This is a genomic window from Microbacterium sp. T32, assembly GCF_001619615.1.
In the GTDB taxonomy this organism is placed as follows: Bacteria; Actinomycetota; Actinomycetes; order Actinomycetales; family Microbacteriaceae; genus Microbacterium.
This window is the reverse complement of the sequence record NZ_LQQP01000011.1, coordinates 57,065-81,720: the sequence shown is the minus strand read 5'-3', so window position 1 is coordinate 81,720 and position 24,656 is coordinate 57,065. Positions and strand designations below refer to the sequence as shown.

Annotated in this window: 26 protein-coding genes; 9 read left to right on the top strand and 17 right to left on the bottom strand. The window is 70.4% G+C overall.

All coding sequences use genetic code 11. The annotated features are described in order from the left end of the window. Positions 1-148 precede the first annotated feature (148 nt). The 4 genes from AVW09_RS05880 to AVW09_RS05865 form a co-directional block, all read right to left on the bottom strand. A complete protein-coding gene (locus AVW09_RS05880; RefSeq protein ID WP_063257131.1) occupies positions 149-1,435 on the bottom strand; it encodes an ABC transporter permease in 1,287 nt (428 codons plus the stop codon). Continuing rightward, positions 1,435-2,214: an ABC transporter ATP-binding protein gene (locus AVW09_RS05875; RefSeq protein WP_063257130.1), complete on the bottom strand. Its 780-nt coding sequence runs from the start codon at positions 2,212-2,214 to the stop codon at positions 1,435-1,437. Before AVW09_RS05875 ends, AVW09_RS05880 begins: the two co-directional genes overlap by 1 nt. Further along, positions 2,211-3,266, bottom strand: coding sequence for an efflux RND transporter periplasmic adaptor subunit (locus AVW09_RS05870; protein WP_063257129.1), 1,056 nt, complete (start codon positions 3,264-3,266; stop codon positions 2,211-2,213). The genes AVW09_RS05875 and AVW09_RS05870 overlap by 4 nt, the downstream gene beginning before the upstream one ends. 78 nt (positions 3,267-3,344) lie before the next feature. Further along, positions 3,345-4,109 carry an SDR family oxidoreductase gene (locus AVW09_RS05865; RefSeq protein WP_063257128.1) on the bottom strand — a complete coding sequence of 255 codons (765 nt, stop codon included), beginning with the start codon at positions 4,107-4,109 and terminating at the stop codon, positions 3,345-3,347. A gap of 100 nt (positions 4,110-4,209) precedes the next feature. Between AVW09_RS05865 and AVW09_RS05860 the strand changes: the two genes are divergently transcribed. After that, positions 4,210-5,055 (top strand): MmyB family transcriptional regulator, encoded by an 846-nt coding sequence (locus tag AVW09_RS05860; RefSeq protein WP_063257127.1) that lies wholly within the window; start codon positions 4,210-4,212, stop codon positions 5,053-5,055. 52 nt (positions 5,056-5,107) lie between these two features. Here the strand turns inward: AVW09_RS05860 and AVW09_RS05855 are convergent, their stop codons facing one another. Then, positions 5,108-6,607, bottom strand: coding sequence for an amino acid permease (locus AVW09_RS05855; protein ID WP_063257126.1), 1,500 nt, complete (start codon positions 6,605-6,607; stop codon positions 5,108-5,110). A gap of 160 nt (positions 6,608-6,767) precedes the next feature. On the opposite strand from AVW09_RS05855, the gene AVW09_RS05850 reads away from it, so the two are divergent. From AVW09_RS05850 to AVW09_RS05840, 3 genes are all read left to right on the top strand, one after another. Next, positions 6,768-7,115: a histone-like nucleoid-structuring protein Lsr2 gene (locus tag AVW09_RS05850; protein ID WP_063257125.1), complete on the top strand. Its 348-nt coding sequence runs from the start codon at positions 6,768-6,770 to the stop codon at positions 7,113-7,115. Between the two features lie 66 nt (positions 7,116-7,181). After that, positions 7,182-7,880, top strand: a complete 699-nt coding sequence (gene budA / locus AVW09_RS05845) for an acetolactate decarboxylase (RefSeq protein ID WP_231901780.1) — start codon at positions 7,182-7,184, stop codon at positions 7,878-7,880. Positions 7,881-7,963: 83 nt separating this feature from the next. Next, on the top strand, positions 7,964-8,302 hold the full coding sequence (locus AVW09_RS05840; protein WP_063257123.1) for a histone-like nucleoid-structuring protein Lsr2: 339 nt from the start codon (positions 7,964-7,966) through the stop codon (positions 8,300-8,302). 53 nt (positions 8,303-8,355) lie between these two features. On the opposite strand, the gene AVW09_RS05835 is transcribed toward AVW09_RS05840, so the two are convergent. Beyond that, positions 8,356-9,423, bottom strand: a complete 1,068-nt coding sequence (locus AVW09_RS05835) for a Glu/Leu/Phe/Val dehydrogenase family protein (RefSeq protein ID WP_063257122.1) — start codon at positions 9,421-9,423, stop codon at positions 8,356-8,358. A 127-nt stretch (positions 9,424-9,550) separates the two neighbouring features. Here AVW09_RS05835 and AVW09_RS05830 point away from each other — a divergent pair, with 127 nt between their 5' ends. After that, positions 9,551-10,027 (top strand): YbaK/EbsC family protein, encoded by a 477-nt coding sequence (locus AVW09_RS05830; protein ID WP_063257121.1) that lies wholly within the window; start codon positions 9,551-9,553, stop codon positions 10,025-10,027. Positions 10,028-10,120: 93 nt separating this feature from the next. Here the strand turns inward: AVW09_RS05830 and AVW09_RS05825 are convergent, their stop codons facing one another. The 4 genes from AVW09_RS05825 to AVW09_RS05810 all read right to left on the bottom strand — a co-directional run bounded on the left by AVW09_RS05825 (position 10,121) and on the right by AVW09_RS05810 (position 15,347). Next, positions 10,121-12,079 (bottom strand): glycogen debranching N-terminal domain-containing protein, encoded by a 1,959-nt coding sequence (locus tag AVW09_RS05825; protein ID WP_063257120.1) that lies wholly within the window; start codon positions 12,077-12,079, stop codon positions 10,121-10,123. Then, positions 12,076-12,909: a carbohydrate ABC transporter permease gene (locus AVW09_RS05820; RefSeq protein WP_442922737.1), complete on the bottom strand. Its 834-nt coding sequence runs from the start codon at positions 12,907-12,909 to the stop codon at positions 12,076-12,078. Before AVW09_RS05820 ends, AVW09_RS05825 begins: the two co-directional genes overlap by 4 nt. Before the next feature lie 80 nt (positions 12,910-12,989). Next, positions 12,990-14,099, bottom strand: a complete 1,110-nt coding sequence (locus AVW09_RS05815) for a carbohydrate ABC transporter permease (protein ID WP_063257118.1) — start codon at positions 14,097-14,099, stop codon at positions 12,990-12,992. Between the two features lie 12 nt (positions 14,100-14,111). Next, positions 14,112-15,347 (bottom strand): sugar ABC transporter substrate-binding protein, encoded by a 1,236-nt coding sequence (locus AVW09_RS05810; protein ID WP_063257117.1) that lies wholly within the window; start codon positions 15,345-15,347, stop codon positions 14,112-14,114. A gap of 163 nt (positions 15,348-15,510) precedes the next feature. Here AVW09_RS05810 and AVW09_RS05805 point away from each other — a divergent pair, with 163 nt between their 5' ends. Further along, positions 15,511-16,515, top strand: coding sequence for a LacI family DNA-binding transcriptional regulator (locus AVW09_RS05805; RefSeq protein WP_063257116.1), 1,005 nt, complete (start codon positions 15,511-15,513; stop codon positions 16,513-16,515). A gap of 147 nt (positions 16,516-16,662) precedes the next feature. Here AVW09_RS05805 and AVW09_RS05800 read toward each other — a convergent pair whose 3' ends face one another. Beyond that, positions 16,663-17,421, bottom strand: coding sequence for an SDR family NAD(P)-dependent oxidoreductase (locus AVW09_RS05800; RefSeq protein ID WP_063257115.1), 759 nt, complete (start codon positions 17,419-17,421; stop codon positions 16,663-16,665). A 74-nt stretch (positions 17,422-17,495) separates the two neighbouring features. On the opposite strand from AVW09_RS05800, the gene AVW09_RS05795 reads away from it, so the two are divergent. Further along, the gene (locus tag AVW09_RS05795; RefSeq protein ID WP_063257114.1) at positions 17,496-18,059 is read left to right on the top strand and encodes a TetR family transcriptional regulator; all 564 of its coding nucleotides are present in this window, start codon (positions 17,496-17,498) and stop codon (positions 18,057-18,059) included. 15 nt (positions 18,060-18,074) lie between these two features. Here the strand turns inward: AVW09_RS05795 and AVW09_RS05790 are convergent, their stop codons facing one another. The 5 genes from AVW09_RS05790 to AVW09_RS05770 form a co-directional block, all read right to left on the bottom strand. Continuing rightward, positions 18,075-18,539 carry a SixA phosphatase family protein gene (locus AVW09_RS05790; protein ID WP_022879656.1) on the bottom strand — a complete coding sequence of 155 codons (465 nt, stop codon included), beginning with the start codon at positions 18,537-18,539 and terminating at the stop codon, positions 18,075-18,077. 146 nt (positions 18,540-18,685) lie between these two features. Then, positions 18,686-19,036 carry a gamma-glutamylcyclotransferase family protein gene (locus tag AVW09_RS05785; RefSeq protein ID WP_063257113.1) on the bottom strand — a complete coding sequence of 117 codons (351 nt, stop codon included), beginning with the start codon at positions 19,034-19,036 and terminating at the stop codon, positions 18,686-18,688. Positions 19,037-19,096: 60 nt separating this feature from the next. Continuing rightward, positions 19,097-20,371, bottom strand: coding sequence for a DUF445 domain-containing protein (locus AVW09_RS05780; protein ID WP_063257112.1), 1,275 nt, complete (start codon positions 20,369-20,371; stop codon positions 19,097-19,099). Beyond that, positions 20,371-21,534, bottom strand: coding sequence for an acyl-CoA dehydrogenase family protein (locus AVW09_RS05775; protein ID WP_156495980.1), 1,164 nt, complete (start codon positions 21,532-21,534; stop codon positions 20,371-20,373). Before AVW09_RS05775 ends, AVW09_RS05780 begins: the two co-directional genes overlap by 1 nt. Before the next feature lie 44 nt (positions 21,535-21,578). Continuing rightward, positions 21,579-22,331 (bottom strand): alpha/beta fold hydrolase, encoded by a 753-nt coding sequence (locus AVW09_RS05770; RefSeq protein WP_063257158.1) that lies wholly within the window; start codon positions 22,329-22,331, stop codon positions 21,579-21,581. Positions 22,332-22,397: 66 nt separating this feature from the next. Here AVW09_RS05770 and AVW09_RS05765 point away from each other — a divergent pair, with 66 nt between their 5' ends. Then, a complete protein-coding gene (locus AVW09_RS05765; RefSeq protein ID WP_063257110.1) occupies positions 22,398-22,802 on the top strand; it encodes a hypothetical protein in 405 nt (134 codons plus the stop codon). A gap of 13 nt (positions 22,803-22,815) precedes the next feature. On the opposite strand, the gene AVW09_RS05760 is transcribed toward AVW09_RS05765, so the two are convergent. Next, on the bottom strand, positions 22,816-24,021 hold the full coding sequence (locus AVW09_RS05760) for an MFS transporter (RefSeq protein ID WP_063257109.1): 1,206 nt from the start codon (positions 24,019-24,021) through the stop codon (positions 22,816-22,818). Between the two features lie 383 nt (positions 24,022-24,404). On the opposite strand from AVW09_RS05760, the gene nrdH reads away from it, so the two are divergent. Further along, positions 24,405-24,638, top strand: a complete 234-nt coding sequence (gene nrdH, locus AVW09_RS05755) for a glutaredoxin-like protein NrdH (RefSeq protein ID WP_022878810.1) — start codon at positions 24,405-24,407, stop codon at positions 24,636-24,638. The last annotated feature ends 18 nt before the right edge of the window (positions 24,639-24,656 follow it).

Genomic DNA, 24,656 nt, shown 5'->3' with positions numbered 1-24,656 from the left:
TCAACATCACAATCTCGATACTTGGAACTTGGCATTCCAAAGGTGGACATCTGACTCGCAACCCGCTACGTTCTCTTTCAGGCCGTTGTACCTGGGCGAATGATTTTGGGGGTCGCCCAGGTACAACGAGCGGCTCCGTCGCCGTCGTTCAGTACCGGATCGCGTCGATCACCTTCACCCGGACGGCGACCAGGGCCGGGAGCAGCCCGGCGAGCGCGCCGACGGCAGTGGCGGCAGCGAGACCGGTCACGGCGGCGCCGACCGGGAACGGCGGGAAGTCGCTGACCATGCCCTGTCCGACGACGTCGCGGAGCCACGGCGACTGCACGATGAGAATGGATGCCATCACCCCGACGGCTCCCGCGACCACCGTCGCCACCACGCTCTCCATCATGACGGCGAAGAACACGCGGCCCGCGGTCGCTCCGAAACTGCGCCGGATGCCGATCTCGCGCACGCGTTGCTTGACCGTCACGAGCGCGATGTTGACCAGCCCGAGGGCGCCGAGGAGCAGCACGAGGACCGCGATGCCGATGACGACGATCTTGGTGACGAGGAACGGGTCGTCGCCGTAAGCGGCCCAGTCCTGCCGGTTGACACTGACCTGCGCGCCATCACCCAGCGCGGCGGTGAGATCGCGCGTGATGATCGTCGTCAGCTGCTCGGCTAGTTCGGGCGGTACCCACATCTCGTACTGCGATGGCGGCGAGCCGCCGTACGGATCCCCGGCCGCGGCGTCAGCGCCGTTGCGGCCGATCGCGGCATCCTGCACCGCCTGCATCTGGTCCGCGAGCATGATCATCGACGGAAAGGTGTCCCATTGCGGCGAGGGTGTGACCCCGATGACGACCGCGATGGTCCCACCCGGTGCGATGCCGGAGGTCCCGCCGGGAACCGCCTGACCGCCGAGAGCGACGACAGGGTGAGTGGCGAGGTCGGGGCGCCCCATGCGGTCCCAGAACACCTCGTTCACGATGAGTCGCGGCGCGAGCTGCTCGGTGTCAGCGGTCGTGAACCATGCGCCCGCGAGCATCCGCACCCGGTGCATCTCGCCGTACGGCTGGTCCACCGCCTGCGTGGGCACCTGCTCGACACCGCTGACGAACGGCACCATCTGCGTGCTCTGCTGCGCGCGGGAGGCGTACGCGATGTCGTATCGCTCTACCACGTCGTTCCAGGCGGCATCCATACGAGCGGGGTCGATCTGACCGGTGGAGGTGAACGCCGAGATGCTCAGACTGGCCGGCCGTCCCGTCTGGCGCTCGCTCATCTCTTGATTCGCCTGCTGGACGATCGCCCCGAGCGCCACCACCGTCGTCAGCGAGCAAACCGCCACCGCGACACCGATGAGCGACAGCAGAACCCGCGTGCGGTGGACCCGGACCTCCTGCCACGCCTCGAGCAGCGAGCCGACGAAACTCGACACGGCCCGCATCAGCTCTGCTCCCCGGTCACGAGGTCGGACTCGGGCTCGGCCGTGTCGGGCGCCATCTCCCGCACCTCGCGTCGCGTCCGAGGCTCGAAGGCCGGGTCGTCGACGGGGGTCAGGATGCCGCGATCGAGGCGGAAATGCCGTCGTGCGCGCCGCGCGATCATCGGGTCGTGCGTGATGATGACCTGCGCGGCCCCGGTCTGCTCGGCGACCTGGTCGATGAGCTCCATGACGCTCTGCCCCGTGTCGAGGTCGAGGGCGCCGGTCGGCTCGTCGGCGAGGATCAGGCGCGGCCCGCGCACGAGCGAGCGGGCGATGGCCACGCGCTGCTGCTCGCCGCCGGACAGGCGGTCGGGCATGCTCTGCAGGCGGTGCCCGAGTCCGACGAGATCGAGCATCTCGGCGGCGATCCTCGTGCGCCGCCAGAACGTGCGGCCCGTCGAGTAGAGCAAGGGCATCGTGACGTTCTCGAGGGCGGTGCGGCCCTGGAGCAGATTGAACTGCTGGAAGACGAACCCGATCGCCGCACCTCGCAGTCGATCACGCCGTGCGACCGACAGTCGACGGACGGAATCGCCGTCGAAGGTGATCTCGCCGCTCGTGGGCAGGTCGAGCAGGCCGAGCAGGTTCAGCAGCGTGGACTTGCCCGAACCCGAGCGTCCCACGATCGAGACGTGGTCGCGGGGCTCGATCGTGATGTCGACGCCGGAGAGGATCGTGAGCGCCGGCTGGTCCGGGGGGATCACGGTGCGAGTGACCTCGCGGAGTTCGAGCAGACTCACGGCAGTGGCGCCGGGCCGGTGCAGACGACCGAGCCGTCGGGATACGGGGTGCACCCGTCGGGGGAAGCGGCCATGGCCCCCGGTGCGAACTCGAGGATCTCCTCGCCCTCGGTGAGGCCGTCGGTGATCTGGACCTGGGTGCCGTCGGTGAGGCCCAGAGCCACCGGGCGCTCCGTCGCCGCGCCGTCCGGGGTCGTGACCCACACCGTGCCGCTCTGCGCCGCGCCGCGGACCGCGGTGGTCGGCACCACGAGAACGTTCTCGGCCGTGCCGCCGGCGATCGTCATCTCGGCCGCGAGGCCGGCGAACACCGTGACGTCGCCCGGCACCGCGCACGTCGCCGTCGTTCCGGAGCCCGATGCGCCCCCGGAACCGCCGGGTGCGCTCCCCGCCGACGCGCCGGACGCGTCGCCCGAGCTGCTGCCCGCCAGCGGCGTCGTGATGCGCAGGTTGGTGCACGTGAAGGCCGCGGGGCCGCCCGTGATCGTGACGCTCGCGTCGCCCGGACGGTTGAGCAGGCGGTACTGCTGAGCGGGCTCGAGGCTGCCGGAGACCGAGAAGGTCGGGGGAGCGACGTTGCCCGTCGCCGCCCCCACCGTCAACTCCTGGCCCTCGATGACCGAGAGGGAGCTCAGCGTCCCGGCGATGGGGGCCTCGACGTCCTCGTACCGGAAGATCGCCGGCTTCGGCTTGCCCTCGGCATCCACGCTGTCGGCGGGGTCGCGCTCGATCGGGACCTTCACGTTGAAGACCACGTCACCCTGCGCGACGGAGGCGCCCTGGCTCACGAAGATCTTGTTCACGGTTCCGGCCGCCGTCGACTTCAGCGGCACCGCCGGGTCGGCCGAGACGGTCGCCTTGATGACGACGTCGTTCGTGATGGTTCCGGATGTCACCGTGACATGCGGCTCGGTGATCGTCCCGGTCGGCTGCGCCGGGTCGGCCTCGGCCGGACCGTCGGGGAAGAACGCCAGCTTGATCAGGGCGGCGGCGATGACCGCCACCAGCAGAATGCGAAGAATCGGAAAGACCCACGTGCGTGCGATCCCCATGAAGCCCCCCAGAGCAGTGGTGGTCGTTTCCCTCACCCTAGGGGATGCGTCCGACGCTGCGTTTTCCGGGTGTCGTCGTCAGCGTCCGTGCGGGTCGGCGGCGTTCAGCGCGCGGATCGTCTCGGCGTACTCCCCGCGTGCCTCGGCGTGACGGAGGAAGCCGACGCGCTCCACCAGGATCTCGGGGGCATCCGGGCGGTCGCGCAGGATCGCCATCACCTCATCGGCGAAGGCGTCCAGCGGCATCGCGAACGCGCTGTCGCGCTGGCCGGGCAGGAGGTCGGTCGCGACCGACGGCGGCACCAGCTCGCGCACCGACACCGTCGTGCCCTCGAGCTGCAGCCGCAGCGTCTCGGTGAACATGTGGATCGCCGCTTTCGTCGCGTTGTAGGTCGGCGTCGCGCGTAGCGGCACGAACGCGAGTCCGGACGAGACGGTGATCACGGTGGCATCCGGCTGCTGCCGGAGGTGGGGGAGAAGAGCGGAGATCAGGCGCAGCGGGCCGAGGACGTTGGTCGTGATGGTCTCCTCGGCGGACGCGAGCACGTCCGTGTCGTTCGCCCAGTCCTCCACGCGCATGATGCCCGCCATCGTGACGAGCACGTTCAGCCGAGGGTGACGCGCGAGGACGTCCTGCGTCGCCCGCGTGATCGAGGCGGCGTCGGCGGTGTCGATGCGAACCGTGTCGATTCCGGGGTGCGTCGCCGCGATCTCGTCGAGCAGCTGCTGACGGCGCCCACCCACGATGACGGTGTTGCCGGCGGTGTGGAGGCGCTCGGCGAGGGCGAGGCCGATCCCGCTCGTCGCGCCGGGAATGAAGACGGTGTTTCCGGTGATGTTCATGCCGCCAGTCTTCGTCGCCGGGCGGGCGGCATCCAGGTCCGCCCGATCGGGGGACCCGGGATCCCTGGATGCCGTTCCCCCGGCGCAGCAGGATGGAGGAATGGATCGGATCGGCATGGCGGAGTTCCTACGTGCGCGTCGCGAAGCGCTGCGCCCCGAGGACGTCGGCCTCACGCAGGGTCCGCGCCGGCGCACGGCCGGACTCCGCCGCGAGGAGGTCGCCGCGGCGGCTGCGATGTCGGTCGACTACTACACGCGCCTCGAGCAGCAGCGCGGGCCGCAGCCGAGCACCGCGGTGCTCGCCGCGCTGGCCCGGGCTCTCCGGATGACGCGCGACGAACGCGACTACCTCTTCCGCCTCGCGGGGCACGCCGTGCCCGACCGGCTCGGACGCGCCGATCATGTCTCGCCCGCTCTGCAGCGCGTCTTCGCGCGGCTCTCGGATACGCCCGCGCTGGTGATCTCGCACGCGGGCGAAACCCTGGCGCAGAACGCGCTCGCCGCGGCCCTGCTCGGGGACCACGTCGGCGCGCGGGGATGGGCGCGGTTCGAGGCGTGGCGGTGGTTCGTGCCCCCGCACACCGATCGCGAAATCTATCCGGAGAGTGACCGCGAGCGCCAGAGCCGCGCCATCGTGGCGGGGCTCCGCTCGGCGTACGGGATCCTCGGCCCGACGTCCGTCGCGGGGGAGCTCGTGGCCGAGATCCTCCCGCGGAGCGAGGAGTTCCGTCGCCTCTGGGAGCGGCAGGAGGTCGCCCAGCGGTTCGCCGACCACAAGGTCCTCGTGCACCCTGAAGTCGGCGACATCGAGGTCGACTGCCAGGTCCTCTTCACCGAGGACCGCGGCCAGGCGCTCCTCGTCCTGACGCCGGAGCCGCGCAGCGAGGCAGAGGAGAAGATCCGTCTCCTCGGCGTCCTGGGCCTGCAGCGGTTCACCGCGGGCTGAGAACATCGGATGCCACGACCCGGCGTCGAGTCGTGGCATCCGATGGGACAGGTCAGTCCTTCGGCGGACCCACCACGCCGGGCTTCGCGGGATCCAGGAACTCGCCGGTCCCCACGCGCGCATGGCGCCGCGAGTAGGCGAAGTAGATCGCGAAGCCGATCGCGAGCCAGATGAGGAACCGCAGCCAGGTCTCGACCGAGAGGTTGAGCATGAGGTACGTGCAGATCAGCGCCGACAGCATCGGAAGCACGGGACTCCACGGCACGCGGAAACCGCGCTTCAGGTCGGGGCGCGTGCGCCGCAGCACGATCACGCCGACGGAGACGAGGACGAACGCCGACAGCGTGCCGATGTTGACCATCTCCTCGAGCACCCCGACCGGGGTGACCCCGGCCACGACCGCGACGATGACGGTGACGATCAGGGAGATCACCCACGGGGTGCGGAAGCGCGGGTGCACCTTTGCCAGCCGCTGGGGGAGCAGCGCGTCGCGCGACATCGCGAAGATGATGCGCGTCGCACCGATGAGGAGCGTGAGCACCACCGTGGTCAGGCCCGCGACGGCTCCGGCGGAGATGACCGTGGCCATCCACCCCTGTCCGTGGAACGCGAAGGCGTTGGCGAGCGCGGCCGCGGGGTCCAGGTCGCGGTACGACACCATGCCGGTGACCACGAGCGCCACGGCGCAGTAGAGGATCGTGCAGATGATGAGCGAGGCGATGATGCCGATCGGCATGTCGCGCTGCGGCTTCTTGGTCTCCTCCGCGGTCGTGGCCACGACGTCGAAGCCGATGTAAGCGAAGAACACCAGCGCCGCGCCGGCGAGGATGCCTCCGACGCCGAACGTCGCGGGTTCGAGGCCGGAGAGGAACTGCAGCAGCGGCTGCGTCAGGCCGGAGGTGGATTCCGTCGGGACGCTGTCGGGGACGAACGGCTGATAGTTGGCGGGGTTGACGAACATCAGACCTGCGACGATCACGAACAGGACGATGAAGAGTTTCACGGCGACGAGGACGAGGTTGACCCGCAGCGACTCCTTGATGCCCACCGTCATGAGTCCGCCCAGCACGAGGACCAGCAGTACCGCCGGCAGATCGACCACGCCCCCGTACGACACGGCGGCCGGAAGCACGATCCCGAGCTGTTCGAGGAATGCGCTCAGGTACGCACTCCATCCCTGGGCGACGACGCTGGCTCCGAGGAACATCTCGAGGATCAGGTCCCATCCGATGATCCACGCGAACAGCTCGCCCAGGGAGGCGTAGGAGAAGGTGTAGGCCGAGCCCGACACGGGAACCGTGGACGCGAATTCGGCGTAGCACATCGCCGCGAGACCGCACGCGATGGCGGCGACCACGAAGCTGATCACGATCGCCGGTCCCGCGACGTCGTGGGCCGCGCGTCCGGTCAGGGTGAAGATACCGGCGCCGATGACGACGCCCACCCCGAACACCGTGAGGTCGAGGGCGCTCAGCGACTTCTTCAGCCGGAACTCCGGCTCATCGGTATCGGCAATGGATTGCTCGATGGACTTGGTGCGAAAAACGCTCACTCGTCACTTCCTCCGTCCTGGCGCTCCGGACCGAACGCCACCCGAGGACGTTAGTACCTTCGTCCCTGAGTCGCTAACGCTGGCGATCTCGACGAGACTGCGATATCACATCCACAGGTCCACGGGATTCATAGCGTCAAAGGTGTAGCATTTTCGCATCATGGCGATTAAGCACATCACGCATCTTGTCGACGATCTCGACGGAACCGTCCTCGAAGAAGGCGGCGGAAAGCAGATCACTTTCTCGATCGAGGGTCGTTCCTACGAAATCGATCTCTCCGACCGCAATGCGGACAAGTTCTATGCGGCCGTCGCGCCGTTCGTCGACGCTGCCCGTGCGGTCGGTCGGTCGGCCTCGGCCCCGCGTCGTGGGCGTTCTTCGCGCCGCTCCAGCGACGTCGATCTCGCAGCGGTGCGGGAATGGGCGCGCGCGAACGGTCACACGGTGAGCGACCGCGGTCGCGTCCCTGCCCCGATCCTCGAGGCTTACCGCGCGGCGAATTCCTGAGAGAGGCAATTCCTTGCTCGGCGGGGATCGCTCCCGATGAGCGTGGGTGCCGTGACGCAGTTCGCGGTGCTCGACGCGCTCATGGAGGGTGTGTACTCTTCGGGCGTTCCGATCTCGGAAGTCCGCCAGTGGGGTGACACGGGCGTCGGGTGCTGCGAGGGTCTCGGCGGCGAGGTGATCCTCCTCGATGGCGAGGCCTTCGAATGCACCGTGGATGCGGTACCCCGGCGGATGAGCGACGACGAAGCCGTGCCGTTCGTCGATGTCTGCTTTTTCGGCGACGTCGCGGCCGTGACGCTCGGCCGTCTGGAGCTCGCCGGCATGACGGCGGCGGTGGAGGAGCGGCTGCTCAGTCGGAACCTGTTCCACGCCGTGCGGATCGAGGGTGTCTTCTCCCGTGTCCGAACGCGGGTCACCCGGCGGCAGCAGGAGCCTCGTCCGCTCGGCGAGGTCGCGGCCGAGCAGATCGAAACCGAGAGCGCCGACCAGTCGGGTGTCATGATCGGATTCTGGATGCCGCGCATATACCAGGGAATCACGGTGGCCGGGCTGCATCTGCACTACCTCAGCGATGATCGTCGGGTGGGCGGTCACGTGCTCGATGCGGCGACAGACGAGGTCGCGCTTCGCATTTCGGCATTCTCGGAGTTCTCCCTCCGCCTGCCTGGCGACGAGGATTTCCTGACGACCGAACTGACCCACGGTGAGGACCACCGCATCACCGCAATCGAGGGTGGGGCGCGGCGTTCTTCCGGGAATGATTGAACCGGGACCGATGGGGTTATTCGACGGGTGAACTCGCCGTCGTCTCACGGAATTCACCCATCCGCCGGATCTACAATCGCGGCATGGCAAAAAAGCAGATCACGCAGCTCATCGACGATCTCGACGGGACCGTCATCGACGACGGCACCACGATTCATTTCTCGCTCGAGGGTCGCGCGTACGAGATCGACCTCTCCGAAGACAATGCGTCGAAGCTCCGCGCGGCGTTCGAGCCGTTCGTGGCCGCCGGTCGCACGCTCGGTTCTGCGCCTGCCCCCGCGCGTCGTACGACGAAGGCGCGTTCCGCATCCGCCCGCGACCTGGGCGACGTCCGCGCGTGGGCCGAGTCGAATGGTTACTCGATCAATTCCCGCGGGCGTATCTCGGCGGCAGTGCTCGAGGCATACGACGCCGCCCACTGACCCCCAAAGAATGAGCCCCGGATGCCTCGGCATCCGGGGTTCATTCTTTTGTGTCAGACCAACGCGCCGGCGCCCGTCCGCAGTCGCTCTGCCGCGAGACCCTCCGCTGCGGCGAGAGGCGTCACGCCGCGGCTGTCCGCTTCGTCGAAGACGCGGCGGAGAGTGTCGCCGATCCCCGCGACGCGGGCCATGATCGACTCCCGCGAGCCGAGCTGCTTGGCCGTGAGGTCGAGGTAGATCACGCCACCTCCGTTGACGACGAAATCGGGGGCGTAGAGCACTCCGCGTGCGGCGAGGCGGTCGGCGCCGGACCGGTCGGCCAACGGGTTGTTCGCGGGACCGCACACCGCGCGCGCGTCGAGCGCATCGATCACGTCGTCGGTGAGCACGCCGCCGATGCCCGCGGGGACGAAGACGTCGGCCGGCACGAAGTGCGCGTCGCCCGGCTCCACCCACGCCGCGCCGAGCTGCGCGGCCAGCGCGCGCTTGTCGGGGTTCACGTCCGTGACCGTGAGGACGGCGCCCTCGGCGGCGAGACGTTCGGCCAAGCGGCCGCCGACCTGTCCGAGACCGGCGATCGTGATCCGGCGTCCCCGCACGTCGTCCGACCCGACCACGCGCTCGAGGGTGGCCGCGAGCGACGCGTACACGCCGAGGCTGGTGGGTCCGGCCGGCTCGCCCGATCCGCCGACCGCGTCGGGGAGTCCCACGACGTGCGCTGTCCGCTCGCTCACGACGAGCATGTCCTCGGTCGTGGATCCGACGTCCTCCGCGGTCCGGTACAGGCCGCCCATGCTCTCGACGGCGTCGCCGAGGTCGAGGAACGCGGCGCGGCGACGGTCGGCGTCGAGCACGGTCCCCTCGGGCAGCCCGATGACCGACTTGCCGCCGCCGGCATCCAGTCCCGCCGCGGCGTTCTTCAACGTCATCGCGGCCGAAAGGCGGAGGGCGTCACCGAGCGCGTCGCTCCAGTGCGGGTAGGTCCACAGTCGGGCGCCGCCGAGAGCGGAGCCGAGCACGGAGGAGTGCAGCGCGACGGCGATGAACAGGCCGCTGCGGCGCCCCGTGCTCACCTCCACGCGCTCGTGGGCGAAATCGGGCAGGGGCAGGGCGGTGGTCATCGCGATCCTTCGGTCGGTCGCCTTGTGGGCGGCTCTCTCATGGATGCCGCGGCGTTGCGGCATCCCTCTCCATTGTGTCCGACATTGTGGCCGACGACCGGACGTGACCGAGCAATATGCTGGCGCGATGAGCGAGTCCCTCCCCACCCGTAGCCGTCTTGTCGCCGCCGCGCTGGAGCGCGCGGGGATCGCCGGGGAGATCGTCGTCCTTCCCGACGCCGCGCACACGGCCGTCTTGGCCGCAGAAGCACTGGGGATTCCGGTGGGCGCGATCGCCAACAGCCTCGTGTTCTGGAGCGACGACGAACCGTTGCTCGTCATGACCAGTGGCGCGCACCGGGTCGACACGGCGGCTCTCGCCGCGAGACTCGGGCGCGGCGGCATCCGTCGGGCGACACCGGACCAGGTGCTCGCCGCGACGGGTCAGCCCATCGGCGGCGTCGCACCCACCGGTCATCCGGCGCCGCTCACGACGATCGTGGACGAGGATCTCGCGGCGTTCCCGCAGATCTGGGCCGCCGGCGGCACGCCGCACACCGTGTTCCCGCTGACCTTCGACGACCTGGTGCGTCTCACCGGCGGAACGGTCGCGCCCGTCGCCTGACGCCGCGCGCTGTGCGGCGCAGCGCCGAGGTTCAGTGTCCAAGACACGCGGACGCGCCGCGGCGGCATCCGCGTGTCCTGGACACCGGAGGGGTCAGTCGCGCGACTCGAGCACCTCGAGGCACACCACCGCGGCCGCCGCCGACCAGGCCTGCGGGCGGCACGCGGCGGGATACGGCGTCGGGACGGAGGTCTCGGAGCGCGGATCGCCGGAGTGCAGCTCAGGGACGCGGTACGCGAACCCCTCCGCGGCATCCAGCAGTTCCTCGACGACGGCGCGCGCCGGGGCGAGCAGCCCCGCCCTTTGCATGCCATGGACGGCGATCGCGGTGTCGTGCACCCACACGCTGCCGCCGTGGTACGACAGCGGCCAGTACCCGGCGGCTCCGGTCGACATGGTCCGGATGCCATAGCCGCTCGACATCGACTCGTGACGCAGCAACCGAGCGATGTGCGCCTCGTCGTCGGCATCCAGGATTCCCGTGCCGATCAGGTGACCGATGTTGCTCGTGAGGGTGTCGACCGGCCGCTTCTCGCGATCCAGGGCGACGGCGGGGTACCGGCCCTCGGGGGTCTCGATCCAATAGGCCTCGGCGAAGCGCGTCTTCAGGTCGGCGGCCCATTCGCGCCAGAAGGCGATGTCAGCGGCATCCTGTTCGTCGCCGAACTCGGCGAGCAGCGCGGCGCCGGCGAGAGCGGCCTCGTACGCGTATCCCTGCACCTCGCACAGGGCGATCGGACCGTCGGCGAGCGAGCCGTCGCGCCACTGGATCGAGTCGCCGGAGTCCTTCCACCCCTGGTTCGCGAGCCCGGTTCCGAGACGGTCGATGTAGTCGAGGAAGCCGTCGCCGTCGCTGTCACCGCTGTCGCGGATCCAGCCGAGAGCGCCGCGCAGCGCGGGGAGCAGCGCGCGGACCTCGTCGTCGGGAAGGCCGGCGCGCCACGCGTCGGCGAGCAGGCAGATCCACAGGGGGGTGGAGTCGACGCTGCCGTAGTACCGGGGCGGCAGGGAGATGCCCTCGCTCGGAATCTCGAGCGACGACGAGCGCAGCTCGTGCAGGATCTTGCCCGGCTCCTGAGCGGTCTGCGGGTCGTCGACCTCGCCCTGCAGGCGCGCGAGCACGCGGAGAGTGGATGCCGCGATGTCGCGGTCCAGCGGGAGGGCGAGGCGCGCGGCCCAGAGCGAGTCGCGGCCGAAAAGCGTGAAGAACCACGGGGCGCCGGCCGCGAAGAACTCGTCCGCGGGGTCGTCGGGGAGCACGAGGCGGAGGGCGTCGAGGTCGCCGAGCGCTGTCATCAGCCAGCGCGCGAGCCGGGGGTCGCGGGCCTGGGCGGCAACGGACGCGGCATCCCAGCGCGCCGGAGCCGCAGCTCCGCCGACGACGAGCGTGTCGTCGCGCAGGGCGAGCTCCCACGTCACGGCGGCCTCGCCGAAGGCGGGGACCTCGACCTCCCAGGCCGCCTCGACGAACTCGGAACCGGATGCCACCTCGGCCCCGGCCGCGGTGAGCTCGAGCGCCTGAGGTCCGGCGGACACGCGCGCCCATCCCGCCTCGATCGCGACCTCGGTCCGCTGCGGCCGGGCGTGGCCGGACTTCACCTCGTGGAGCAGCGCGAACTCGGGGTGGAAGCGCAACCGCAGCGTCGTGCGGATGACGGTGTCCACACGGGAGCGGAGCGTCCAGGTCTCGGCGACGCGGCCGTCGGCCACCGTGCGCTCGCGGAGCAGCCGCACCTTCGGATCGGGGGTCGTGTCGTCGATCCCGCGCAGGACGCCGCCGAACACGATCCGCGAGGGACCGTCGGGCGCTGTCGAGATCCACTCGATGGGCGAGTCGTCGCAGGACGCGGTGAGCGCCCGGACGTGCCGGACGTCCCCGTGGTAGATCCCGTGCACGGCGGCCGTGCCCATGGCTCCGTCGCGGTCGGACCACACCTGCGTCGGAGCCCGCAGCACGATCACGGCGTCGCTGAGCAGGGGCTGCAGCGGCGCGGGATCGGCGGGGGCGGGGGCGGTCGGTGCGTCCGTCGAGGCGGCGGGGGCGGTGGTCATTCTTTGACGGCTCCTTCACTGGCGTTCATGATGCGGCGCTGGAACACGAAGAACACCACGGCGACCGGAATCGTCATGATGGCCGCGGCCGCGAGTTTGAGGGGGAACTGGCTGCCCTGGCTGAGCTGTCCGCTCGCGAGGGACGCGACGCCCTTGGTCAGGGTGGTGAGCTCGGGCGACTGGGTCGAGATGACGAAGTGGCTCAGCTCGTTCCACGATCCCTGGAAGGACAGGATCACGATCGTGATCAGCGCCGGTCGCGCCATGGGCAGCACGACCGACCAGAAGATGCGGAACGTGCTCGCCCCGTCGATGCGCGCCTGCTCCTCGACGGACGGCGGGATCGATTCGAAGAAGTTCTTCATGATGAAGACACCGGCGGCATCCACCAACAAGGGGAGGATCATGCCCGCGTACGAGTCGTAGATGCCGAGCTGATTGATCACGAGGAACTTCGGGATCAGCAGCACCACCGCCGGGACCGCCATGACCGCGACCAGGGCCGCGAAGACGATCCCGCGCCCCCGGAACTGCAAGCGCGCGAGGGCGTACCCGGCGAGGGAGTTGAAGAACACGCGACCGAGAGTCACGAACACGGTGACGACCGCGGAGTTGGCGAACCAGACGGGGAAGTCGGAGCGGAGGAAGAGCCTCTCGTACGCGGCCCACGTGAAGGGCTGGGGCACGAGCGAGATCGGATCGGCCGCGGCGACGGCATCCGGCTTGAACGACGTCGCCACCTGCACGAGGAACGGGTAGATGTAGATCAGCGCCAGCACGCACAGCAGCGCGTAGAGGGCGATCTGCCAGCGCAGCGCCTTGCCCGACATGCGGTGCTTTGCGGGCTTGCGGCGCGGGCTGCCGACGACCTGCTCCGCGGCGACGGTGACCTCGCGGGATGCCGTGGCGGTCATCGCGTGCCTCCCTTCGGGGTGCGCACTTCGTACTGCCGCGCGCGACGACGCGAGACGGGACGTTCACGCAGAACCCAGCGCTGCAGGATCGTCAGGACGACGATGATCACGAACAGCACGAACGCGATCGCCGCACCCTGACCCCACTGCTGCGACAGGAAGGCCGACGAGTAACTGAGGTAGGCGGGGGTCAGGGTCGTCTTGCCCGGTCCGCCCTGCGTGCCGGTGTAGATCTGGTCGAACACCTGCCACGTGCCGATGAGTCCCAAGGTCAGCACCGTGAACAGGACGGGCCGCAGCTGGGGGAGCGTGACGCGCCAGAAGCGCTGGCACCCGTTCGCACCGTCCATCATCGCGGCCTCCTGCACGTCGCCGCCGATGTTCTGCAGGCCCGCGATGAACAGAAGCATGAAGGTCCCCGAGGTCGTGAAGACCGCCATGAGGATGAAGGCCGACATCGCGACCGACGGTCCGCCGAGCCAGTCCCACCACGAGACGCCGAGGAACGTGTTCCCGGTGAGGGCGGCGGGGCCGTTCGCGACGCCGATCGCCGCGAGGGCGTTGTGCACGATGCCGGAGGGGTCGCTGAACCAGTTGGGGCCGTTGATGCCCAGCCACGACAGCACCTCGTTGATCGCGCCCGACGTGGAGAAGAGGAACAGCCACAGCACGGTGATCGCGACGGAGCTGGTGACGGAGGGGAAGTAGAACGCCGTGCGGAAGAACCCGCGACCGCGCAGCACTGCGCGGTTGACGAGGACGGCGAGGAAGAGCGAGAGGGCGGTCTGCAGCGGAACGACGAGGAGCACGTACCAGGCGTTGTTGCGCAGGGCCGTGCCGAAGTCGCGTTCGGCAAGGCCTCCGCCGGTGGTCACGGCGGCGTAGTTGTCGAGACCGACGAAGTTCACGTTCGAGGAGAAGGGGCTGCCCCGGCCGGTCCAGTCGGAGAAGCTCACCCACAGCGCCATGAGCACCGGGACGAGGAGGAACACGCCGAGGATGATCAGCACCGGGGCGGTGAAGAGCCAGCCGGCGGCGGCCTCGCCGCGCCGGATCCCCGAGGAGGAGGACCCGGCGCGGCGCGGCGCGGTGGTGAGAGCGGTCATGGACGGTCGCGCCTACTTGGCGATCGCCTCGAGGTTGCCCTGCACCGTGGTGAGGATCGCCTGCGGGTCCCCGGTCTTCAGCGACTCCAGCTGGGCGTTGAAGTCGGTGATGACGTCGGCCGCGCCCGCGATGTTCGGCGGGAACTGGGCATACTCGGCTCCGGCGAGGAACGCCGTCAGGTTCGGGTTCGCGCTCGACCATGCGTCGGCGGCGGACTGGATGGACGGCATCGGGCCGAACGCCTTCGAGAACGCGAGCTGCTGGTCGGTGCCGGTGAGGTACTCGGCGAGGGCGCGGGCGTTGTCCTGGTTGGTGCTGTCGGCGGCCATACCCCAGCAGTTGGTGAACTGCAGGGTCCCCTTGCCGCCGGGGCCGGCCGGCAGCTCGGCCACGGTGTACTTCACGTCGGGGTAGTCGGCGGTGAGAGCGCCGGTGATCCAGTTGCCCTCGATGGTCATCGCGGCCTTCTGCGTGCCGAAGGCCTCGCCACCCCACCCGGCGCCCACGTCGGAGGCGAACGCGAAGGTGCCGTCGTTGAGGTGCGTCTTGACGTACTGCAGGGCCTCGACGTTGGCCGAGCTGTCGGCGGTGGCCCTGCCGTCGCTGAGCATCCCGCCGCCCGCCTGCGCCATGAACGCGCCCACGCGCTGGTATTCGGCGCCGAACGCGAGGCCGACGCGGCCGTCCGCGGTGAGCTTCTGGGCGACGGATGCCAGTTGGTCCCACGTCTTCGGGATGTCGGCATCCGTGAGTCCCGCCGCCGACCACAGGTCGGTGTTGATGACGAGGGCCAGGGTCGAGAAGTCCTTGGGTGCGCAGTAGAACTTGCCGTCGACCGTGAAGTTGTCGACGAGCGAGGGGTAGAAGTCGTCCTTGTTCGCGAGGTCGTCGCCGTACGCGGCGATCGACCCGTTCGCGGCGTAGCCGGCGAGAGCGTCGGGCGCGAGGTAGAAGAGGTCCGGCGGCGACCCTGCCGCGAAACCCTGGGACAGCTGCTGGGGGAGGTCGTTCGCGACCTGCACCTTCGCGTCGACACCGGACTCCTTCGACCACGCCGCGACGGCGTCCTCGACGGCCTGGGTCTCGGCGTCGCCCGACGAGCCGATGAGGATCGACAGCGAGCCGCCGGAGGACTGTTCGGCGCTGCCGGAATCGTTGAAGCCCGAACCGCAGGCGGTGAGGGTCAGGGCCCCGGTGGCCAGGAGCGCTCCGGCTCCGAGCCAGGTGCGGGCGATGTGCCGTGTCATGTGTCTCTCTCCTTCGATGAGGCATGCGACCCCTCCGCGGTGCCCGGAGGGCCGAGAGTTTGAACGTTCAAACTCTGGTCCGACTAAAGTACGGAGCGGCGGGCCGCGCTGTCAAGCCGTCGCGCCAGACCTACGATGACCGTCGAGACACCGGGAGGACGGGATGACGAAAGCCCCCACCGTCGAGGACGTCGCGCGCATCGCGGGGGTCTCGCGGCAGACGGTGTCGAACGTCGTGAACACCCCCGGCATCGTGCGCGAGGCGACGCGGATCCGGGTCGAGGCGGCGATCGCCGAGCTGGGGTACCGCCCGCACGCGGCGGCGCGGCGACTACGGACGCGCCGGAGCTCGACCATCGGCATCCATCTCGATCCGTACGCGGGCGGCATCGCCGGCGTCGTGCTCGACCGGTTCGTCCACGCCCTCACCGAGCGCGCGAGCGCGCGCGACATGCGGGTGCTCCTCTACGCCGCGCGCACCGCGGAGGAGGAGATCGAGCGCCTCGGCGATCTGCTCGAGGGGGGAGAAGTGGATGCCGTCGTCGTCACCGGCACCTTCCACGGCGACCCGCGCACGGGGTGGCTGAACGAGCGCGGGCTGCCGTTCGTGTCGTTCGGGCGTCCGTGGGGCGAGGACGACGTCGCCGCCCCCGCGCACCTGTGGGTGGATGTCGACGGCGCGGCCGGGACGCGCGCGGCCACCGAGCATCTGCTCTCCGGCGGTCGCGGGCGCGTGGCGTTCCTGGGATGGCCGACCGGATCCGGCACGGGCGATGAACGCGAGCGCGGCTGGCGCGAGAGCGTCGGCGCGGCCGCGGGTCCGCGTTGGGTCGTCGAGGACAGCGTCGCGCTCGCCCGCGACGTGATCGCCGAGGGCCTCGCCCGGGACCCCGATGTGGACGGGATCGTCTGCGCGAGCGACTCGCTCGCCATCGGCGCGCACCTGGCTAGCACGGTCGCCGGGCGCGCGGACATCCCCGTCGTCGGCTTCGACAACACCCCTGCCGCCGAGGCGCTCGGACTCTCCAGCGTCGAGCAGCTGCCCGAGCGCGTGGCATCCGGAGCCCTCGACCTGTTGATGGGGGAGGAGGGCACGGTCGTCGCCCCGCGCCCCGCGACGGCGGGTGCGGCCCATCGCCTGGTGGTGCCGCGGCTCGTGGTGCGCTGACGCGCGGGTCGCGGCCGCGCGCGCTCGGTGCCCGTGTGCCGAGATCGAGTGTCCACGACACGCCGCGTGCGTGTGGGTGCGAACGGCGTGTCTTGGACACTCGACGGGCGGGGCGGCGGCGCCTCGGGGCACCGCCGTCGGTGCGCGTCAGATCGCGGACCAGCCGCCGTCGCTCGGGAGGATCGCGCCGTTGACGTTGGCGGAGTCGTCGCTGAGCAGCCACGTGATCGCCGCCGCGAGCTGTTCGGCCTGTGCCACGGGCGGAATCACGACCTGCATGAGCGGGCCGATCCGCGATCCGGCATATTCGCTGCGCATCGGCGCCTCGATGTTGGTCGCGACGGCGCCGGGAGCCACCGCGTTCGCGCGGATGCCCTGCGGGCCGTGGAAGAACGCCACGCTCTTCGTGAACCCGACCACGGCGTGCTTCGACGAGGTGTAGGCGACGCCGGCCGCCGAGCCGCGGAGGCCCGCCTCCGACGAGACGGTGACGATCGATCCGGCGCCGGCCTCGATCATGCGCGGCAGCACGGCGCGGGTGAGGCGCATCGGCGCGGTGAGGTTGACGGCGAACACGCGCTCCCACGTCGCGTCGTCCACCTCGCTCGGAGGCAGGAAGCCGTCCATGATCCCGGCGATGTTCGCGAGGCCGTCGATGCGGTCGCCCGCGGCATCCAGGAGGGCGGCGATGGTGTCGGCGGACGAGACATCGCCGACGACGGTGGCGACGTCGAGACCGGCGAGCTCGGCGGCGAGGGCCTCGAGGCGCTCCGCGATCACGTCGGTGGCGACGACGTGGCCGCCCTCCTGCGCGATCCGGTGGGCCGTGGCGCGTCCGATGCCCGATCCGGCTCCGGTGACGATGATGGTCTTGTCGGCGAAACGTCCGGCGGTTGACGGTGACATGAGAACTCCTCCTCGAGATCGGGTGGCGCGAGGCGCGTCAGCACCGTTATAGCACTGAGTGCCGAAAGGATGCCATGACCCGTTCCCCCGGTCGTCCGCGCACGATCTCCCCGGGTGCCGTCTCGCTCGTCGCCCTCCGCCTCTTCGACGAGAGAGGGTTCGACGCGGTCTCGATGGACGACATCGCGCGCGAAGCCGACGTCAGCCGGCGCTCGCTGTTCCGGTTGTTCCCGAGCAAGCAATCGTTGGTCTGGGGTGGGCTCGACGAGTTCGTCGCACGCTTCCGCGCCGCCCTGCGCGTAGACGGTGCGGATGCGCTCACGGCGCTCCGATCGGCCTACGTGACGGCGTCGGTCTTCCCCGACGACCAGATCGAGGTGACGCGCCGGAGGCTTCGTGTCATCCATGCCACCCCGGCGCTCGACCTTCGCGCCGACCCCCGTCTGACGGCGCTCACCGACGAGATCCACCGATTCCTCGCCAGCCAGGACCCGGAGGGTGGCGAACTCGCCGCCGTCGTTCGGGCGCACGCCCTCGCCGCCGTCGCCAGTTCCGCGCTCACCTGGTGGGCCGAGCACGACGACGGGCGGCCCGAGGACGTGCTCGCGCGGGCGTTCGCCGTCGGCGGGACCGTGTGAGGAGTCCGGCGGACGTCAGGGCGTGAGGAGCTCGAACTCGTCCGGGGAGGTCGTGCCGACGTCGTCCCAGTCGCCCTCGTGCCACGTGAAGACCGCCACCGCGGACGTGACCATCCGTACGTCGCGCTCCGCGAGGCGCGAGACGAGTTCGCTCATTCCCGGGTCGTGTGCGACGACCATGACTTCGCGCGCACCGGTGGCGCGCGCCGCTTCGAGCAGCGTGTCGGCGTCGGCGAGGTACAGCTCGGACTGCTCGGTGACGTCGACCTCGAACTCCTCCGCGAAGGCGGCGGCCGTGCTCGAGGCCCGCACCGCGGTGCTGGAGAGCAGGACCTCGGGGCGCACGCCCCGGCGCAGGACCGATCGCGCCATCGCCGGCGCGTCGCGGCGTCCGCGGTCGTTGAGCGGCCGGTCGTGGTCGGCGACGCCCTCGTCCGCCCAGTCCGACTTGGCGTGCCGGGCAAGGATCAGTTGAATCATCGTCTCTCCGCTTCGCTGCCGTGAGGAGTCGGACGCGGAGCGCGCGGGGCGCGAGGGTCGAACCGGCATCCGAGACGAGGATATCGACGGCGACCCGCCGCAAACCGGGGATGGCGCGCTCGGCGTGTCCCGTGCGAGGAGGAGCCTCAGTGGCCGACGTAGACCCAGGCGCGGATGCCGCTGGCCAGCACCACCGAGACCCGTCGGTACAGCGACACTTCGTACTCATCGGCGGCGTCGAGCTCTTCCGGGGTCAGCGCGAGCACGCGCCCGAAGACGCGGTCCCGGGTATCGTCCGTCCGCCGCAGGATCGGATGCGACGCGAGCCCCGACAACTGCGCGACGCGGTCGTCGTCGATGTCGGTCCACTCGAGCCGGTAGCCGTGGAGGACGTCGTCCTCGCCGGCGAGCAGGCGCCCGAAGGTGTCCAGCTGCACCTCAGGCAGCTGGAGGGTTCCATAGGTGAAGAGGAGCTCGGCCCCCGAACCGGAGTTCACGCGCTCAGGGTACCCAGCGAGGCCGTGACCCAGCGAGGAGTTTCGTCCCTTTTCGGAACGTCACGACCCCCACGCGAGGTGCGCGACGGTGAAGATCGCGAGTCCCGCGAGAGCACCGACGACGGTGCCGTTGAGTCGGATGTACTGCAGGTCGCGCCCGACCATGAGCTCGATCTTCTCGGTCGTCTCGGCGGCATCCCACCGCTCCACCGTGTCGGTGATGATCGACGCGATGTCGTGGCGGTAGCGCTCGACGAGGAACACGGCCGCGTCGGTCACCCAGCCGTCGACGCGGCGCTGCAGCGACTCCTCGCTCTGCAACCGCACACCGACGTCGGCGAGGGCCGCGGCGGCGCGGCGGCGCAGCGCGCTCTCGGGATCGGCGAGGGAGCGGAGGAGCCCGGCCTTCGCGGTGTTCCACGCGTCGGCGGCGAGACCGCGCACGCGCGGGCTGTCGAAGATGGATGCCTTGGCCTCCTCGAGGCGCATCCGGGTGGCGGGGTCGTGCTGCAGGTTGTCGGCGAGGCGCGCGAGGTACTGGTCGATCGCGATGCGGGCCTGGTGGTGGGGGTCCGCGCGGATGGCGTCGACGAACCCGACGGCCTCGCGGTAGACGGTGTCGTCGACGAGACGCGACGCGAGACTCGGCACCCACGAGGGGAGCCGGCGCGAGACCAGGCCCTGGAACACCTCGCGGTTGTTGCCGAGCCACACCGCGATGTTGTCGAGCGCGAGGTCGACGGCGCCGTGGTGCGCGTCGGCGTCCACGACGCGCTCGAGCCACCCGCCGACCGACGGACCCCAGTCGGGCTCGAGCAGGTGCTCGCGCGCCAGGTCTTCGATGAGGCCCTGCACGTCGTCGTCGCTCAGGGCACGCAGGACGCTGGAGGCGAGGGCCGCGCCTTCCGCGGCGAGCCGCTCGGCGTGGGCCGGATCGGCGAGCCATGCGCCCGCGCGCGCCGCGAGGGGCGTCGCCTCGAGCTTCGTGCGGACGACGTCGCCCTCGAGGAAGTTCGTTTCGACGAACTCCCCGAGCTGCTGGCCGATCTCGTCCTTGCGGCGCGGGATGATCGCGGTGTGCGGGATCGGGAGGCCGAGCGGCCGCCGGAAGAGCGCCGTGACGGCGAACCAGTCGGCCAGCGCGCCGACCATGCCGCCTTCCGCCGCGGCCCGGACGTACTGCAGCCACTCGATGTCGCGCTGCAGCGCGAAGGCGATTGCGAAGATGACGGCCATGCCGACGAGGGCACCGAGCGCGACCGCCTTCATGCGCCGGAGCGCCCAGAGGCGCTCCTGGTCGGCGGGGCTCAGGAGCGCCGCGGGTGTGCGCGCCATCAGGCGTCGACCGGTCCGAGCCAGGCCGTGGCGAGTGCCGAGTGCGCGGACTCGGGGTCGGAGGGGTGGAACTGCCCGGCCAGGACGTCGCGGTACAGGCGGCTGAGCTCGGTGTGGGCGAAGTAGGACGACCCTCCGCTGACGAGCATGGCTTCGTCGACCACGGTCTTCGCCGCGGTCACCGCGCGATGCTTCACGCCCGCGAGGAGCGAGAACCAGCGGGCGCCGTGGTCGACGCGGTCGTCGACGTCGGCGCTGAGCGCGGCGATCTGCGGGGGCAACGCGTCGTAGGCGAGCGCCATGTCAGCGATGCGCCAGCGGATGTCGGGGTCGGCCGCGTAGCTCGCACCGGTCTTCTTCGACCGCCTGGCGCGCGCGGCGTCGACCGACAGGTCGAGCGCGCGTCGGGCGATACCGGTGTACACCGAGGCGAGCAGGATCTCGAAGACCGCGAAGATCCCGAACACGAGCGGGTCGGGCTGAGGGCCGGGGTCGAGTCGGCGCACGACGCGGTTCGCCGGCGCGTGGGCGCCGTGGAGCTCGGTGGTTCGGCTCTGCGTTCCCCGCATGCCCATGGTGTTCCAGTCGTCGCGCGAGACGACGTTCTCGTCGCGCTCGAGGAACGCGAACACCATCTTCGGCGCGTCGGGCGACGTGGTGTCGAGCCCGTGCACGCCCAGGTGGTCCCAGACCGGGGAGAGGGACGTGAAGATCTTCGTGCCGGTGAAGCGGTAGCCGCCCTCCCCGTCGGGTGCGGCGGCGGTGTCGCTGCCGAACAGCACGAGGTCGTTGCCGGCCTCGCTGATGCCGAACGCGAACACCTCGCCCGCCGCGGCCCCGCGCAGCACGAACTCGAGGTCGTCGATCCCGCGGTCGCGCAGCACCTTGGCGACGCCCGTCCACACGAGGTGCATGTTCACCGCGAGCGCCGTGGCCGGAGCGGCGCCGGCGAGGCGCTGCTGCAGGACCGCGGCCTCGGCGAGCGAGAGGCCCGCGCCGCCGAAGTCTTCGGGCGACAGGATGCCGAGGTACCCGGCGGCCCGCAGATCGTCGAGGTCGGCGTCGGGGAAGGTGTTGTCGCGGTCGTGCACCGGCGCGCGTTCGCGCAGCCGCGCGAGCAGGTCGTCGGGGAGGAACCGAGCGGGATCGAACGCGGAGGACATGGCATCCATTCTGGTCCTCCGCTCCGACATCGCGGCCGTGGGTGTCAGCCGAGCGCCGCGAGGAGCTGCGCCACCGTCTCGTCAGGACGGTCGCGGTGCGGCGAATGCCCGGCGTCCTCGACGACGGACATCGTCACGATCGGGTTCCGCAGCACCTCTTCCGCCAGTGCGCCGGTGAAGATCGAGAAGACGGCCGGGTCGGCGCCGATCACGTGCGTCGGCACGGTCAACGCCGCCGCCTCCGCCCGGACGTCCCACGTGGCGTTCTGCTCGCTCGTCTGCTCGACGGCCCAGCGGCTGGCGCGTTGCGTCGCGCGCGCCTTCAGCTCGACGTCCAGCGGATGCCACGTCGGGTGCTCGGCCCGCACCGCGGCGACCGTCGGGTCGGCGAAAGCCTGCTCCTGACTGGCCCGCACCGTCTGGCGGTCACGCTCGGCGAGGTGGATCGCGGGATCGATGAGGACGAGGCGGCGCGTCCAGGTCGGGTCGCCCGCCGCGGCGAGCGTCGCCGCGGCACCGCCCAGCGAATGGGCGATCACGGCGTCCCACGAGCCTCCGGCCTCCGGACGCGTCGCGGCGAGATCCGCAGAGTACGCGGCGAGGGAGTAGTCGAGCGCGCGCGGCGCGTCGCCGTGGCCGCGCAGGTCGACCGCGACCGCGTGCCATCCCGCGTCGGCGAGGGCGGTGCCGAAACGCCACATCAGCGCGCCGTCGGATCCGAGCCCGTGCGCGAGGAGCACGGTCGGGCGGCCGACGGCGCCCCAGGACAGGCGGGGGAGTGTCACGGGAGCAGGCATGGCATCCATTCTGTCCCGTCCCTTCGTGCGGCCCCGACTCCCTCGTCCACCCCCAGAATGGATGCCATGATCTCGACCGAGATGGCCCTGGCGCTGCGCGAGGCCGGTCTGGTGTGGCATCCGCGGTCGGGCGACCGCTTCCAACTCGACGAGCCGGAGTTCGACGCCGACATCTTCACCGTGAGCGAGATGACGGTGGAACCGCGCGACTACCCGACCGGACGCATCCTGGCGTTCAACGGCACCACCGAGTGGGCGCTGGACTCCGTGGCGACCGAGGACGCGCTGTGGCTGCCGTCCGAGGCGCAGCTGCGCGAGATGCTGCGCTCGGCGTTCCGGTCGTTGCGGAGGCTGTCCGACACGCACGAGGTCGAGATCTCGATCGGGGGCACGACGCTCGTCTTCGACCACCCCGAACCCGCGGATGCCTACGCGCTGGCGGTGCTGGAGCTCCTGCGCCGCACGCACTGAGTGCGTCGGGGTCTCACGTGACGGTGTGCACCGGCTCGGTGTCCGGGATGGGGCTCGCGTCGCGGTGGCGGAGGTCGGGGAATCCGCGGACGAACAGCACCGAGACGATCAGCCCCGCCGCCGCGAAGCCCGCGGCGGCGACGTACGCGCCCTGCGGACCGACGCCGTCGACCAGGAAGCCGGCCACCGCGGAACCCGCGGCGGCGCCGATGAGTTGGCCGGTCCCGATCCAGCCGTAGGCCTCGGCGGTCTCGCTGAAGCGGACGCTCGCGGAGGTCATCGCGAACATCACGGCGAGGGCGGGGGCGATGCCCGCGCCGGCGATGAGCAGGGTCCCACCGAGCCACCACGCGTTGAGGGACACGACCGTGAGGCTGAGGCCCACGGTGACGATCGCGAGGCGGCGCGCCATCGCCCAGCGGCCGATCGGGATGTGCCCGAACGCGAGGCCGCCGCTGAGGCTTCCGATCGCGAAGACCGCGAGCACGAGACCCGCCTCGAGACCGCCGTGCGAGAACGTCGCGACGACGCCGGCCTCGACGGCCGCGCACGCGCCGATGAGGAGGAAGCCCGTCGCGGTGGCGAGGATCACCGGTGGCTTGCGCAGCACGCTGCCGAGGGCGCGGCGGCTCCGCGGGATGCGCACGCGACCGACCTCGGGGCTGAGGATGAACCACGCGCCGCCGCCGAGGAGGATCACGACGATGAGGAGGAGCGCGGGCACCGTGCCCGCCTGCGTGCCCACGAGCGTGATGAGCACGGGCGCGAGCACCCAGATGATCTCCTGCAGCGAGGCATCCAGGGAGTAGAGCGGCGTCAGTTGGGACGAGTTGACCATCTTGGGATAGATGGTGCGGACGGCCGACTGGACCGGGGGAGTGGCGAGACCGCCGACGAAGCCGAGGGCCATGTACACCGGCAGCGGCACGACGAGCAGCGCGATCGCCGCGATGGCGGCCGCGCACAGCACGAGCGTGACGGTGAGGACGCGCCGCATGCCCCAGCGGCCCATCCAACGGCTCGTGACGGGGCCGGCGATCGCCTGACCGACGCTCGTGGCGGCGAGGACGAGTCCCGCGGCCCCATATGAACCGGTGACGTGCTCGATGTGCAGGAGCACGGCGAGGCTGATCATGCCGTTGGGGAACCGCGCCGTCAGCTGCGCGGCGATGATGCGCCCCACTCCGGGGGTTCTGAGGAGTACGCGGTAGCCGGCCACCGCACCACGCTACCCGGTGCCCCCGACATCGCGGTCGGTCGGTGGTGCGGAGGTCGGAGCGACACGCCGCGACACGCCGAAGCGAGATATCCACCCCCTGTGCGATGTCGGAACCCCCGTCTAACGTCCGAGCTGTGGACGGATGCCGGAAGGAGGCGAGAAATCCGCGGAACGGCGGGCCTCGGCGAGGTCGAAACAGGGCCGCCGCCTGTGGATGAAATCGTGGACAACCTGTGTTGTATATGGGGAGAGCGGTGGAAAATCACATCCGTGTAACTACTACCCCTTGTGGTTCCCCCCGATGTCCGTCCCCATATGTAGTATTGAGCTCCCGGCCCGCTCCGAGCGGTCGGACGACGATTTTCCAGGGGAGAGAGAACGAAATGGCGATCACGGTCTACACCAAGCCGTCCTGCGTCCAGTGCAACGCGACGTACCGCGCACTCGACTCGAAGGGCATCGAATACAACGTGCTCGACGTCACCGAGGACCCCGCGGCGCTCGAGCAGGTCAAGTCGCTCGGGTACCTCCAGGCCCCCGTCGTCATCACCGACGAGGACCACTGGTCGGGCTTCCGTCCCGACAAGATCGACGAGCTGGCTTCGCGCCTCGCCTGACCCCCGACGGGCTCAGAG